Consider the following 14296-nt stretch of genomic DNA (forward strand, 5'->3'; position numbering starts at 1 on the left):
TCTTGGGGATAACGATTCCGAGTCGGATCACTCGTCCGACCGCCTCACCGGCGAGCGGTGTCCGCCGCGTACCTAGGATGCCGGGCATGGCTTTCGGGGCTCTTGCGGCCCATGAGGCTTGTGATTCTGCTGGTGGGACCGTACCCCCCACATCGACGGGTCCTGCTCGAAGGGGAATTTGGTGTTTGCTTCGTTCTCTGCGGTGTTCGTACGCAGGCGAGGGGCTGCCCGCCTCGGTGCCGCGACGCTCGTGTCCGGGCTGGTCGCCGGGGGTGTGCTGGCCGGCGCCGGTCAGGCGGCCGCCGAGGAGACGACGCGGAGTCAGGGCGGTGCGACCGCGACGATAGCCGGGCTGAAGACGTACGGCACCGCGGTGATACACGGCGCCACCGGGGACCAGCAGGTGTCGGCGGGCCTGTTCGAGATGTCCGTCGAGGGCGGCGGCATGCTCCAGACGTACTGCGTCGACCTGCACAACCCGACGCAGCGGGACGCCGAGTACCACGAGACGCCCTGGAGCGGCACGTCCCTGGGCGCCAACAAGGACGCCGGCCGGATCCACTGGATCCTGCAGAACTCCTACCCGCAGGTGAACGACCTCGCGGCGCTGGCCCGGAAGGCGGGCGTCCGCGGTGCGCTGACCGAGCAGGACGCGGCGGCCGGCACGCAGGTCGCGATCTGGCGCTACTCGGACGACGTGGCGGTCGACGCCCTCGACCCGCAGGCCGAGCAGCTCGCGGACTACCTGGAGAAGAACGCCCGGAGCCGGCCCGAACCCCGCGCCTCGCTCACCCTCGACCCGCCGGCGGTCTCCGGCCGGCCGGGGGAGCGGCTGGGCCCGGTGACGGTGCACACCAACGCCGGCAGTGTGACGGTGAGCCCGCCCGCGGACGCCGCCACGAGCGGGGTCCGGATCGTCGACAAGCAGGGCAAGGCCGTCACCTCCACGTCCGACGGCGGACAGGTGTTCTTCGAGGTGCCCGAGGAAGCGGCGGCCGGCGCGGCGGAACTGACCGTGCAGGCCTCGACGACGGTGCCGGTCGGCCGTGCCTTCGCCTCCGAGAGCCGCAGCCAGACGCAGATCCTGGCCGGTTCCAGCGAGTCGACGGTGTCGGCGACGGCGGGCGCGACCTGGGCGAAGAAGGGCGCGATCCCGGCGCTGTCGGCGGCGAAGAACTGCGCCGAGGGCGGCGTGGACATCATCGCGTCCAACAAGGGCGACGAGCCGTTCACCTTCGAACTGGCGGGCCTCGAGCACACCATCGCCGCGGGCGAGTCCCGAACGGTGACGGTTCCGCTCCAGGAGGACCAGGCGTACGACTTCACGATCCACGGCCCGGGCGGCTTCACCCAGCGCTTCACCGGCATGCTGGACTGCCAGGTCCAGGGCAGCGGGACGGGCACGGCCACGCAGACCCTCAGTGAACCGAGCCCGGCCTCGGCGGGCGGCACGGCGACGGACACCAACCTCGCCGAAACCGGCAGCTCGGGCGTCACGCCCCTCATCGCCGGCATAGCCATCACCCTGGTCCTGATCGGCGGAACGACCCTGATCGTGCTCCGCCGCAAGGAGACTCCGACGGGGGACTGACGCTCACCCTCCGCTGACGCTCACGTCCGCTGAAGGCCGCGTCCCAGGCAGGCCCTGCTTCTAGGCTCAGTGCATGAAGATCACGGTGCGGGAGGCGGCCGAGGCGGACCTGGCAGCGCTGCTGGGCCTCTACGGCGAACTGAACCCGGACGACGCTCCGTTGTCACAGGCGGCCGCGGAGGCCGTCTGGGCGGCGATATCCGGGCAGCAGGGGCGGACCGTCCTGGTCGCCGAGGCCGACGGTTCCGTGGCCGGGACGGCGGACTGCATCGTGATGCCGAACCTCACCCGTGGTGGTCGGGCCATCCTGTTCGTGGAGAACGTCGTGGTGGCCGGCCGCTTCCAGCGGCGGGGCGTCGGGCGCCGGCTCATGGAGTCGGCCGTGCGGCTGGGGGAGTCGGCCGGCTGCTACAAGGTGCAGTTGCTGGCGGCGGACGACGAGTACGTCCACCGCTTCTACGCGGCGTGCGGCTTCACGGCGGCGGCGCAAGGGTTTCGACGCTACGTGGAGTAGCCGCGCGCATGCCCGACGGGAACCGAACCGATCCCCCCGACGTGTATCCGGGCAAGGGGTGGTGCCTCGCGCTGCGATCAGATCAAGATCGTGGCAAGGGCGGTGCGGATGTCAGTGCCGGAAGGGATACTTGCGGCGACGGATGACCATGGGGGAGGTCACAGTGACACACCTGCCGACGAGCAGCACACCACCAACAGGCCCGGGCCTGCCCACCCTCCCGGCGGTACCGGCCCAACCAGCACCCGCGCAAACTACGCAACCGCCGCAAGGACCGCACGGCGGTACGGAGCCCCAGCCCCGCCGCACCGCCTTCGCCGAGGGACTGGACCGACTCCGCGCCGCCGCCATCACGGAGCCCGGCCGCCTCCGTATCATCGGCGCCCTCCTCGCCCTTCTCGTCGTCGCCTTCGGCACCGTCACCGCCTGGCAGATGACCGACCGCGCGGCGGCGGCCGACGACGTGCTCACCAGCAGTCAGCCCCTCAGTTCGGACGCGGCCGACATCTACCGCTCCCTCGCGGACGCCAACACCGCCGCCTCCAGCGGCTTCCTCGCCGGCGGCCAGGAGACGGCCGCCTCCCGCGACCGCTACGAGAAGGACATCCGCACGGCCGCGGAGAAACTCGTCAACGCCGCCGCCAACTCCGACCCGGACTCCCCGTCGGCGGCGACCATCGCCAAGCTCAACAGACTCCTCCCGGAGTACAAGGGCCTGGTCGAGCGCGCCCGCACCTACAACCGCCAGGGCTTTCCGGTCGGCGGCGCCTACCTCCGCTACGCCAACGAGAAGATGCAGGAGCAGATGCTCCCGGCGGCGGAGGACCTGTACACGAAGGAGAACCAGCGTCTGCGCGCGGACTACGCGGACGCCACGCCCTACCCCTGGGCCGCCATCGCGCTCGGCATCGCCGCCCTGGCTGCCCTCGCCTGGGCCCAGCACCGCAACTACCAGCGCACGAACCGCGTCCTGAACCACGGCCTGGTCGCCGCCACGGCCACCGCGACCGTGATCCTGCTCTGGCTGGTCGTCGGCCACAGCGTCGCCCGCGCGGGACTCGACGACTCCTACGAACACGGCGTCCGCTCCCTGAACGTGCTGCACGACGCCCGTATCGCCTCCCTCAAGGCACGGGGCAACGAGAACCTGACCCTGGTGGCCCGCGGCGCCGAGACGAAGAAGGTCGGCGAAGAGACCTACGACGCCTACGACTACGACTTCCGCACGGACATCGACGCCCTGGGCAAGCACCTCGCGGCCGCCGGGAAGCTCGCCGACGACGCATCGGGCGAAAACCCCGTCACAGCTGCCGTGGGCAACATGACGGAGTGGAAGAAGCGCCACACCGCGGCCCGGAAACAGGACGAGAACGGCAACTACCAGCAGGCGCTGGACAAGGTCGTCGGCACCGGCAAGACGACCGGCGAGTGCTTCGACAGCGTCGACAAGAACCTGCGTACGGCACTCGCGCACGAGGAAACCGAGTTCAAGCGCGCGGCCGACGACGGCCGAGACGCGCTGACGGGCCTGTCGGCGGGCGCGGCCGTTCTCGCGTTGCTCGGCGCCGCCGGCGCGGTGCTCGGCATCGGCCGCAGGCTGTCGGAGTACCGATGAACGGGACACGGGTGAAAGGGGGCGCGACCATGCGAGCACGTCTGCGGGCCAGTCTGAAGGGCTGGGGCGGGGTGGCCGCGATGGCGGTCGTCTGCGCCCTGGTGGCGGTCTTCGCCCTGAGCGTCCCGCTGTCCGGACCGAGGAGCGTGGACGACCAGGCAGTCGCCCAGTCGGCAACGATCAAGGCCGAGAAGGCCCAAGAGGACTGCAAGGACCCCGAGAAGCAGACCCTGCCGCCCTCCTCCGCCGACGGCGACACCATCCAGAAGATCAAGAACCGACAGGGCGGGAAGCGCAAGCTGATCGTCGGTATCGACCAGAACAGCTACCGCTGGGGCTACCGCGACCCCAACAGCGGCAAGCGCGGGGAGCTGGAGGGCTTCGACATCGACCTGGTCCACCGCATCGCCGAGGACATACTCGGAGACCCGAACGCGGTCCAGTTCAAGGCGATCCCCACCAACCAGCGCATCCCGGCGATCCGGGACGGCAGCGTGGACATGGTCGTCCGCACGATGACGATCAACTGCGAGCGCATCGACCAGGTCGCCTTCTCCGCGCCGTACTTCAAGACGGGACAGCAGGTCCTGGCCCCCAAGTCCTCGCCCATCAAGGGCTACGACGGCACGCTCGCCGGCAAGCGGGTCTGCACGGCCGCGGGCTCCACGGCGTACTCCACGCTGAAAGCTGACAAGAAGAGCGGCGAACTCCCCACCACCACCGACATCTCCAAGACCGTCCCGAACCAGCTCGACTGCCTGGTCAGGCTCCAGCTCGGCGAGGCCGACGCGGTGGTCACCGACGGCGCGCTCGCCGCGAGCCAGGCGGCACAGGATCCGACGGTCGAGCTCAAGGGCGATCCCTTCACTGCCGAGTACTACGGCGTGGCGATGAAGAAGGAAGCCCACGATCTGGTACGCCGGGTCAACCAGATCCTGGTGGACTACCGCAAGGACACCGCGACCGGCTGGCAGGCGTCGTACCGCAAATGGCTGTCGGCGACACTGGGCAAGAATCCGGAGAAGTCGGAACCACCGGCACCGCAGTACCTGCGCACGACCTGACAACCGCACCGCCCCCCCAACCGGCACAACCGCAGCGAGAGGTGATCGATGGGCGTCACGGGATCCACCGGGCCGGTGATGGACCGGGACGAGGTGGACCGTGCGCTGGCGCGGCTCGGCGCGGAGCACGAGGCGATCGAGACCTCGCTCCTCGCCCTCCAGGACCACGCGGGCCGCAGACTCCTGGAGGGCGCCGAGCTCACCGGCGTCACCCGGGAACGCTGGACGTCCACAGAGGCGTCGATCACGCTGCTGTGGACGTACTTCGACGCGTACACGGCCGCCTTGCGCACCGCCCGGGAGATCCGGGCACGTCGCCGCTGGTCCAGCCGCGAGGACCTGGTGGAGCTGACCGAGCTGCTGAACGGCGACTCGGTCACGGTCGCGGGCAGCGCCACGGCGACGGCCAACGCCCCGACCCTGCACGGCACGGGGAACAAACTCAGCGAACGCTACTCGCTTGCCACCCTCGTCGACCGGATGAACGAGCTGTACGCGACGAGCCTGGACATGGTCGTCGCGGCCGACGCGGTCTGGTCGGCGCTGCCGGCCCGGATCGACTTGCTGGCGGCCGAGCTACAGCGCACCCGCAGGCTCGCGCACTCGGTCGGCGTGCGCCCCGGCGAGCACCCGGCGGGTGACGACCTGGAGCGCATCACCCGCACGCTCACGAAGCTGCGCGAGCAGGTCGTGTCGGACCCGCTGGCGTTCTGGCAGGCCGCGGAGGGCAGTTCGGCTCCGGGCGGCGGCAGGCCGGACACGACGGTGTACGACCGGGAGGCGCGCGCCCTGGAGGACGTACGCCGGGAGATCGACGCGGTCCTGACGGTGCGGCAGGACGCTGAGAAGCGGATCGTCAGACTGCGCGACGTCCTCAGCCGCGCCGACCGTACGCTCGCCGAGGCGCGCACCGCCCGCGGCGAGGTCCTCGCGAAGATCGCCGCGACGGAGGTGCCGGTCGTCAGCGGACCGCCGACCGCGTTGCAGGAACAGCTGGCGGCGGCCGCGGAGTACCGCAGACAGGCCCAGTGGCACCGGCTGTCCCCGCTCCTGGAGTCGCTGGAGCAGAAGGCGGAGGACGAACTGCTGCGCGCCCGCGAGTCGTTGACCGCGGTCACCGCACCCCTGGCGGTCCGTGCCGAACTGCGCGGCCGGCTCGACGCGTACAAGGCGAAGGTCGCCCGGCACGGCTTCGCCGAGGACACGCTGCTGGTGGAGCGGTACGAGAAGGCCCGCCGCATGCTGTGGAGCGCCCCCTGCGACCTGCGCGCCGCCGAACAGGCCGTGCTGCGCTACCAGCAGGCCGCCGCGGAACTGCTCGGCGGCCCGCGGGTGCCGGACCAGGGCGTGCCGGAGGACGACCGGAGGGGGCCGGGCGCATGAGCGACAAGGGGGAGTCCGTGAGTCAGGCACCGAACGAACCACCCAACGAACCGCCGAGCCCGTCACCGGGCCAAGCACCGGGCGGAACACCGGGCGAGCCGCAGCGCACCTGCCAGCGCCCCGCCTGCGGTGGCAGCTACGAGGACGTGGGCGGCGGCGAACTGTACTGCGACACCTGCGGCCTCGCCCCGGTCGTCGCCGCGAACGGCATGGTCGGGTCACCCCCCACCGGCATCACCGCCGGCGGCAAGGGGGGCTCCCACGGCTCGGGGCGCAGCGGCAGCTCCCGCTCCAGCGGCCGCAGTTCCCGTACGTCGTCCCAGTCGTCGAAGTCCCGCCGCTCGGTGTCGGGACGCCTCTCGCGCTCCCTGTCGGGCAAGGCGACGGGCCGCTCGGTGTCGGTGCGCAGCTCCGGTTCCGCCGCCGGTTCCTCGTCCCGGGGCCGGCTGGGCGCGGGACTGGTCCAGGTCCCGCCGATCCCGCGGCCAGACCCGCGCGAAATGGTCCTGGACAACCCCGAAGTGCCCGAGCGGAAGCGGTTCTGCTCGCGCTCCGACTGCGGCGCCCAGGTGGGCCGTGCGCGCGGCGACCGGCCGGGACGTACGGAGGGCTTCTGCACCAAGTGCGGGCATCCGTACTCGTTCGTGCCGAAGCTGAAGGCCGGGGACGTCGTGCACGGCCAGTACGAGGTGGTCGGCTGCCTCGCGCACGGCGGTCTCGGCTGGGTCTACCTGGCCGTCGACCGGGCGGTCTCCGACCGCTGGGTGGTCCTCAAGGGCCTGCTGGACACCGGCGACCAGGACGCGATGGCCGCGGCGATCTCCGAGCGGCGCTTCCTGGCGGAGATCGAGCACGCCAACATCGTGCGGATCTACAACTTCGTCGAGCACCTGGACCAGCGCACGGGCTCCCTCGACGGCTACATCGTCATGGAGTACGTCGGCGGCAAGTCGCTGAAGGAGATCGCCAACGCCCGCCGCACCCCGCACGGCAGGCGCGACCCGCTGCCCGTGGAGCAGGCCTGCGCGTACGGCCTGGAGGCCTTGGAGGCGCTCGGCCATCTGCACAGCCGCAACCTGCTGTACTGCGACTTCAAGGTCGACAACGCGATCCAGACCGAGGACCAGCTCAAGCTGATCGACATGGGCGCGGTGCGCAGGATGGACGACGAGGAGTCGGCCATCTACGGCACGGTCGGGTACCAGGCGCCGGAGGTCGCCGAGGCCGGCCCGTCGGTGGCGAGCGACCTCTACACGGTCGCCCGCACGCTCGCGGTCCTCACCTTCGACTTCCAGGGCTACACGAACGTCTACGTCGACTCCCTGCCCGACCCGGACAACATCGAGGTCTTCCGGCAGTACGAGTCGTTCTACCGCCTCCTGGTCCGCGCCACGGACCCCGACCCGGCCCGCCGGTTCGCCTCCGCGCAGGAGATGACCGAGCAGCTGACGGGTGTCCTGCGGGAGGTCGTCTCCCTCCAGACGGGCCGCGCCCGGCCCGCCCTGTCCACGCTGTTCGGGCCCGAGCTGCGGGTCACGGACACGGAGTTGTTCCCCAAGCTGGACGGTGAGGTGTCCCGGCTGGGGGCGAGAGTGGTGCGGAATCGGCGCAACTCCGCTACGGCGAAGGCGCTGCCCGCGGTCCCCTCCCCACCGCATGCCGCCCAGCCGGCCGCCGGGCTCGGAGGAGCCGCGCCAGGGCCGGGCCCCGGCGGGGCGTCGGGCCTGCCCAGCCCCCACGGCCTCGTCAAGCCCGTCGACACCCGCGCCGCCGCCCTCGCCCTCCCCGTGCCCCGCGTCGACCCGTCCGACCCCAACGCCGGTTTCCTCGCGGGCCTGATGACCTCCGCCCCGGCCGAGCTGCTCGGCGCCCTCGCGGCGGCTCCGGCCCCCTCGATCGAGACGCGACTGCGGCAGATCCGGGCCTGGCTGGAGACCGGTGATCCGGCCGCCGCGCTGGAGGCGCTGGTCACGCTGGAGGGCGAACGGCCCGACGACTGGCGGGTGGTCTGGTACCGGGGCATGGCCGCGCTGGTCACGGGGGACGACGAGGGCGCCGCGCTCGCCTTCGACGCGATTTACGACGCCTTCCCCGGCGAGATCGCGCCCAAGCTGGCGCTGGGTCTGTGCGCGGAGGTGCTGGGCCAGCTCGACAACGCCGCCGAGTACTACCGGCTGGTGTGGTCGACGGACCCGAGCTATGTGAGCGCCGCGTTCGGCCTGGCCCGCGTGCAGTTGGCGACCGGGGACCGGCGCAGCGCCGTACGGACGCTGGAGTCGGTCCCGGAGTCCTCCATCCACTACACGGCCGCGCGTGTGGCCGCCGTCCGGGCGCGGCTGCGGCAGCGCACGGCGACCGCCTCCGACGTACCGTTCCTGGAGGACCTCACGGCCGCCGCGGCGCAGGTCGAGGCCCTGGACGCGTACGGTCTGGACCCGGCGCGCCGCGAGCAGTTGTCGGCCGAAGTCCTCGGTTGCGCGCTGGACTGGGTACTCTCCGGGGGCCAGGGTTCCGCCCCTCCCGCCGCCGGAGGACGGACGCTGCTCGGCAGCGGCCTGGACGAGCGGGGCCTGCGTTTCGGCCTGGAACGCTCGTATCGCACGCTGGCCCGGCTGGCGCGCGGCGGCGAGGAGAGGATCGACCTGGTGGAACGTGCCAATCGTTACCGCCCCCGGACGTGGGTGTAGTTGATGTCGCAGATGCCCCAGTTGTCCGCCTGCCCGAGTTGCGAGGAACCCCTCGAATCGGGTGACCGTTTCTGCGGCGCGTGCGGATACGACCTGTCCGCCGTGCCGGTACGGCCTCAGGACAACCCGACCATCACCATGAACGGCTCGGTGCCCGCACAGGGCGCTCCGGCCGGTGCGTATCCCGAGCCGCCGTCGGTGCCGCCCGCCGGCGCGCCATGGGCCGCCCCGGGGCCGGACGCACCCCCGCTCCCCGGTGCCCCGCCGGCCGAGGGGGTCCGCTTCGACCATCCGCCCCGGGCCGAGGGCCACCCCGCCCCGCCCGGCGGCTACGCCCCACAGCCGGAGGGATATCCGGCGCAGTCCGAGCCCTACCAGGCACAGCAGCCCGACGAGTACCTCCTCCAGGCACCGGACCCACGGGTGTCCGCCGACCCGGCGGCCCAGGCCGCGGGCGCCGGCGGCAAGGTCTGCGTGGCCTGCCGGGCCGGCCGCGTGGACGACGACGGCTACTGCGAGAACTGCGGCCACGCCCAGCCGCGCGAACGGGACCACATGGAGCAGGAGTCCGGCCCGGTGGCCGCGGTCAGCGACCGCGGCCTGCGCCACCACCGCAACGAGGACGCGTTCGCCATCGGCAGCACCGTCCTGCCGGACGGCTCATCCGCCTCCGTGGCGATCGTCTGCGACGGCGTCTCCTCGGCGACCCGCCCCGACGACGCCTCGATGGCGGCGTCGAAGGCGGCGAGCGAGTCACTGCTGGACGCCCTGCCACGCGGCACGCACCCGCAGCAGGCGATGCACGACGCGATCATCGCCGCCTCGCGCGCGGTCAACTCGCTCGCCGCCGAACCCGCCACGGCTCGCGAACACGCCCCGCACCAGAACGCGCCCGCGTGCACCATCGTCGGCAGCGTGGTCACCTCCGGCCTGCTGATCGTCGGCTGGGTCGGCGACAGCCGTGCCTACTGGGTCCCGGTCGACCGGAGCGCACCCCCCGCCCGGCTCACCGAGGACGACTCGTGGGCCGCGCAGATGGTCGCCGCGGGCCTGATGAGCGAGGCCGAGGCCTACGCCGACGAGCGCGCCCACGCGATCACCGGCTGGCTCGGTGCGGACGCCTACGAACTGGAGCCGCACACCGCCGCGTTCAAGCCCGACCGGCCCGGCGTGGTCGTGGTCTGCACGGACGGCCTGTGGAACTACGCGGAGGCGGCCGACGAGATGGCCCGGGTCGTCCCGCTCGACGCCGCCGCGCAACCGCTGCACAGCGCCCGGGTGCTCGTCGGTCACGCCCTGGACGGCGGGGGCCACGACAACGTAACAGTGGCCCTCGTGCCGTTCCCGGCCGTCTCCCAGGGGGCAGGATCGGCCTGAGGCCGCGTTACGGGGATGCCTCAGCGGACCGGAGGGGACCGGTCCGCCTACCGTCATCACCCTGCTCCGGCGGGGGTTTTCGAGGGGGAGAGAAGCAGGCATGGCCAATTTCTCGAAGTCGAACGTGCCCCAGTTCACGGTGGACGTCTATCAGAACGAGTACCTGCCGGAGGGCGCCCGCGAGGTCAACGCCATCGTCACGGTGACGGCGACCGGCGGCGGCACGATCGGCACCGCGGTCGCGGCGCCCCACCTCTTCTCGCCCGGCCAGAGCCCGTCCGCGGCCGTGGCGATCATGGTCGACTGCTCCGGGTCGATGGACTACCCGGCGACCAAGATGCGCAACGCCCGCGACGCCACGGCCGCCGCGATCGACACCCTGCGCGACGGCGTGCACTTCGCCGTGATCGGCGGGACGCACGTGGCCAAGGAGGTCTACCCGGGCGGCGGTCGCCTCGCGGTCGCCGACGCGACCACCCGCGAGCAGGCCAAACGGGCGCTGCGCTCGCTCAGTGCGGGCGGCGGCACGGCCATCGGCACCTGGCTGCGACTGGCCGACCGCCTGCTGTCCTCCGCGGACGTCGCCATCCGGCACGGCATCCTGCTCACCGACGGCCGCAACGAACACGAGTCACCCCAGGACCTGAAGGCCGCGCTCGACGCGTGCGTCGGGCGCTTCACCTGTGACGCGCGCGGTGTGGGCACCGACTGGGAAGTGAAAGAAGTCACAGGGATCGCCTCCGCCCTGCTCGGCACCGCCGACATCGTCGCCGACCCGGCGGGACTCGCCGCCGACTTCACGCAGATGATGGAAACGGCGATGGGCAAGGAGGTCGCGGACGTCTCCCTGCGGCTGTGGACCCCGGTCGACACCACTGTGAAGTTCGTCAAGCAGGTCGCCCCCACGGTCGAGGACCTGACCGGCCGGCGCACCGAGGCGGGTCCGCGCGCGGGCGACTACCCCCTGGGTTCCTGGGGAGACGAGTCCCGTGACTACCACGTCTGCGTCGAGGTCCCGGCCGCGAACATCGGGCAGGAGATGCTGGCGGCCCGGATCTCGCTGGTCATTCCGCAGCCCGACGGCACCGTCCAGAACCTCGGCGCGCAGGGCCTGGTCCGTGCCGTGTGGACGGACGACATGGTCGCCTCGACGTCCATCAACCCTCAGGTCGCCCACTACACCGGGCAGGCGGAACTGGCACAGGTCATCCAACAAGGGCTGGATCTTCGTAAGTCGGGAGATATGGATGGAGCAACGGCCAAACTGGGCCGGGCCGTTCAGCTCGCGAGTGCCTCCGGGAACGCCGATACTGCGAAACTGCTTGCGAAGGTGGTGGACGTGGTCGATGCCGCGACCGGTACTGTGCGACTGAAGGCGAAGGTCGAAGAGGCCGACGAGATGACGCTCGAGACCCGGTCCACCAAGACCGTTCGCGTGAAGAAGTGACCTAGAAGAGATCGAAGGAGGGACGCGCCGACATGCCGACCTGCCCGAACGGACACCAGTCGGGTTCCGACGACTGGTGCGAGGTCTGCGGTCACCGCATGGCGGGTGCCGTGCCTCCGCCTCCTCCCCCGCCGCCCCCGCCCGGCGGCTACGGCTTCCCGCCCCCCGGCGGCCCGGGCGGTCCCGGTGGCCCTCCCGGCGGACCGAGTGGCCCCGGTGGCCAGCCCGGTGGGCGTCCTCCGCACCTGTCCGCCGTGCCGAACGCCGAGCCGGAGCTCTGTCCGCAGTGCCGTACGCCGCGTGAGGGCGGCGCACCGTTCTGCGAGGAGTGCCGGTGGAACTTCCTGACGAACACGGCGACTTCGTACACCCCCGCCGCACCGCCCCCGCCGCCGCCCGGCCCGGGCGTGCGCTTCCAGCCCCCGGGCCGGCCCGGTCAGTCCGGTCCGCCTGGTCCGCCTGGTCCTCCCGGCCCGTCCGGTCCGTCGTACGGCGGTGGTGACTCGTACGAGTACCAGGGCTCCCGCCCGTCGCAGGTGAACCGCCCGGCCGAGCCGATCCCGCCGTTCGGCAGCGCCCCCTCGGGTCATTCCGGCCCCGGCGGCCCCGGCGGTCGTCCCGGTCCTGGTGGTCCCGGCGGTCCTGGTGGTCCGGGCGGTCCTCCCGGTCCGCCCGGATTCGGCCCCGACCCCTCGCGGCCGGTCCCGCCTCCGCCCGGTCCTGGTGGCCCCGGCGGTCCCGGCGGTCCCGGCGGTGCTCCGCAGGGCTTCCAGCAGTCCGGCCCGCCGGCTCCGCCCGGGTTCCCGCAGGAGACCCAGCGTCCGCAGCAGGGCGGTCAGTCCTTCGGCGGTGGCGCTGACGACTGGGTGATCTCCCCGCCGTCGCCCACCGGCCCGGGCGGTGGCCCTGGCGGCCCCGGTGGCCCGGGCGGTCCCGGTGGTGGTCCGGGCGGTGGCTACGGCTACCCGCAGCCGGGCGCCACCCAGGCCCCGCCCGGTCCCGGCCCCGGTGGTGGTCCGGGCGGCGGCTACGGCTACCCGCAGCCCGGCGCGACCCAGGCCCCGCCCGGCCCCGGCGGCTTCCCGCAGCAGCCCCAGGCTCCTCAGGGACCGGCGACGTGGACCGCGACCATCGGCCCGGACCGTGAGTACTTCATGGCGATGATGCAGCGCTCCGGCCCCGAGGCCGCGGGCCTGAACCTGCCCGCGTACTCGCCCGAGCAGCAGCGCACGCTCACCGGCAACCAGATCACGATCGGCCGCCGCCGGCACTCCACCGGCGACACCCCGGACATCGATCTCTCGGTGCCGCCGGAGGACCCGGGTGTCTCGCACCAGCACGCGGTGCTGGTCCAGCAGCCCGACGGCAGCTGGGCGGTCGTCGACCAGAACTCGACGAACGGCACGACGGTCAACGGCTCCGAGGAGCCGATCCAGCCGTTCGTCCCCGTGCCGCTCCAGGACGGCGACCGGGTGCACGTGGGCGCCTGGACGACGATCACGATCCGCCGCGGCTGAGCCCGCTCAGCACACGAGCCGGACTCAGGACACGAGCCGGGCTCAGGCCGGGAGGGGCCAGGCGTACGGCCCCTCCGGGTCGTCCAGCCAGGCCCATTCCCGGTCTCCGCTGACGGTGATGCCGTAGCGCTCGCGCTGCGGCCTGCCCTCCTGCTCCGACAGCGAGTGCGCCTCCTGCGGGTCGAGGGTGCCGCGGGTCAGGGCCAGCAGGAACCGGAACAGGTCGTCCTCCCTGGCCCGGCGCGGTACGCCGCCCAGCTGGAGCGGCTCGCCCCCGGGCCGGCTCCCGCCGCGCAGCGGTACGAAGTAGGCGGGCGTGTGCAGGAAGCGCCCCTCGGCGTGGTCGGCGTCGGTCACCGTGAGCACCACCAGGCCCGTGGCGAGCGGCATCAGGATCCGGCCGCCGGGGCGGCTCTGGACGAGCCAGGCGCGCGGCACGGTGCTCAGCGCGCAGGTGGCGATGATCCGGTCGAACGGCGCGCGCTCGGGCACGCCCCGGGCGCCGTCGCCGGTGACGACGACCGGGTGGTACCCGGCAGCGGCCAGGTGCCGGCGGGCCGACTCGGTGATCTCCGGGTCGAGATCGACGGTGGTGACCCGGTCGTCGCCCAGCCGGTGGGCGAGCAGCGCGGCGTTGTAGCCGGTGCCGGCGCCGATCTCCAGGACCGTGTTCCCGTCCTCCACGCGCAGCGCGGCCAGCATGTCCGCCATCAGGGACGGCTGGCTGCTGGAGGAGAGCAGTTCGCCGTCGCGCAGCCGGGTCGCCAGCGGGGTGTCCTCGTAGGCGCCCCACAGCCACCGCTCCCGCCCGCGCGGGTCGGGGCTCTCGCCCCACCGGCGTTCGTAGCCGCCGGCGACACCGACGTAGTAGTACGGCACGAAGAGGTGACGCGGGACCGCCGCGAACGCCTCCCGCCACACCGGGTCGGCGGCCCAGGCTCCGCTCGCGTCGATCCGGCGCACCAGTGCCGCCCGCGCGGAGGCGGCGAGATCGTCCGATTCCCTGTCGCGTTCCCTGTCGGGTGCATGCCCGCCCATACCCCCACAGTAAGGGCACCGGGGCCGGTCCTAGGCCTTGAGTCCTATGTCCCCGCGTCTGAG

10 protein-coding genes are annotated in these 14296 nt (G+C 72.5%); 9 read left to right on the forward strand and 1 reads right to left on the reverse strand.

Annotation, left to right across the window (positions count from 1 at the left end; genetic code table 11):
• The first annotated feature begins 181 nt into the window (after positions 1-181).
• From ACIBL4_RS11395 to ACIBL4_RS11435, 9 genes are all read left to right on the forward strand, one after another.
• Positions 182-1591, forward strand: coding sequence for a Cys-Gln thioester bond-forming surface protein (locus tag ACIBL4_RS11395; RefSeq protein WP_399408723.1), 1410 nt, complete (start codon positions 182-184; stop codon positions 1589-1591).
• 73 nt (positions 1592-1664) lie between these two features.
• Positions 1665-2105 (forward strand): GNAT family N-acetyltransferase, encoded by a 441-nt coding sequence (locus ACIBL4_RS11400; protein WP_399408725.1) that lies wholly within the window; start codon positions 1665-1667, stop codon positions 2103-2105.
• Between the two features lie 163 nt (positions 2106-2268).
• Entirely contained in the window at positions 2269-3720 is a 1452-nt protein-coding gene (locus ACIBL4_RS11405) for a hypothetical protein (RefSeq protein ID WP_399408727.1), read from the forward strand.
• Between the two features lie 29 nt (positions 3721-3749).
• Entirely contained in the window at positions 3750-4784 is a 1035-nt protein-coding gene (locus tag ACIBL4_RS11410) for a glutamate ABC transporter substrate-binding protein (RefSeq protein WP_399408729.1), read from the forward strand.
• Positions 4785-4832: 48 nt separating this feature from the next.
• Positions 4833-6167 carry a hypothetical protein gene (locus tag ACIBL4_RS11415; protein WP_399408731.1) on the forward strand — a complete coding sequence of 445 codons (1335 nt, stop codon included), beginning with the start codon at positions 4833-4835 and terminating at the stop codon, positions 6165-6167.
• Positions 6168-6184: 17 nt separating this feature from the next.
• Complete coding sequence (locus ACIBL4_RS11420) at positions 6185-8854, forward strand: tetratricopeptide repeat protein (protein ID WP_399408733.1); 2670 nt, start codon at positions 6185-6187, stop codon at positions 8852-8854.
• Positions 8855-8857: 3 nt separating this feature from the next.
• Positions 8858-10231 (forward strand): PP2C family serine/threonine-protein phosphatase, encoded by a 1374-nt coding sequence (locus ACIBL4_RS11425; protein ID WP_399408735.1) that lies wholly within the window; start codon positions 8858-8860, stop codon positions 10229-10231.
• Positions 10232-10331: 100 nt separating this feature from the next.
• The gene (locus ACIBL4_RS11430; protein WP_399408737.1) at positions 10332-11678 is read left to right on the forward strand and encodes a VWA domain-containing protein; all 1347 of its coding nucleotides are present in this window, start codon (positions 10332-10334) and stop codon (positions 11676-11678) included.
• 32 nt (positions 11679-11710) lie between these two features.
• On the forward strand, positions 11711-13195 hold the full coding sequence (locus ACIBL4_RS11435; protein WP_399408739.1) for an FHA domain-containing protein: 1485 nt from the start codon (positions 11711-11713) through the stop codon (positions 13193-13195).
• A gap of 42 nt (positions 13196-13237) precedes the next feature.
• Here the strand turns inward: ACIBL4_RS11435 and ACIBL4_RS11440 are convergent, their stop codons facing one another.
• A complete protein-coding gene (locus ACIBL4_RS11440; RefSeq protein WP_399408741.1) occupies positions 13238-14233 on the reverse strand; it encodes a methyltransferase domain-containing protein in 996 nt (331 codons plus the stop codon).
• Positions 14234-14296 lie beyond the last annotated feature (63 nt).

The organism is Streptomyces sp. NPDC050416, assembly GCF_044458845.1.
GTDB lineage: Bacteria > Actinomycetota > Actinomycetes > Streptomycetales > Streptomycetaceae > Streptomyces.

What these genes read in the sequence shown, in the direction of transcription:
- ACIBL4_RS11400 (WP_399408725.1), top strand. Translation starts at nt 1,665, where the DNA reads ATGAAGATCACGGTGCGGGAGGCGGCCGAGGCGGACCTGGCAGCGCTG.
- ACIBL4_RS11410 (WP_399408729.1), top strand. Translation starts at nt 3,750, where the DNA reads ATGCGAGCACGTCTGCGGGCCAGTCTGAAGGGCTGGGGCGGGGTGGCC.
- ACIBL4_RS11415 (WP_399408731.1), top strand. Translation starts at nt 4,833, where the DNA reads ATGGGCGTCACGGGATCCACCGGGCCGGTGATGGACCGGGACGAGGTG.
- ACIBL4_RS11425 (WP_399408735.1), top strand. Translation starts at nt 8,858, where the DNA reads ATGTCGCAGATGCCCCAGTTGTCCGCCTGCCCGAGTTGCGAGGAACCC.
- ACIBL4_RS11430 (WP_399408737.1), top strand. Translation starts at nt 10,332, where the DNA reads ATGGCCAATTTCTCGAAGTCGAACGTGCCCCAGTTCACGGTGGACGTC.
- ACIBL4_RS11435 (WP_399408739.1), top strand. Translation starts at nt 11,711, where the DNA reads ATGCCGACCTGCCCGAACGGACACCAGTCGGGTTCCGACGACTGGTGC.
- ACIBL4_RS11440 (WP_399408741.1), bottom strand. Translation starts at nt 14,233, where the DNA reads ATGGGCGGGCATGCACCCGACAGGGAACGCGACAGGGAATCGGACGAT.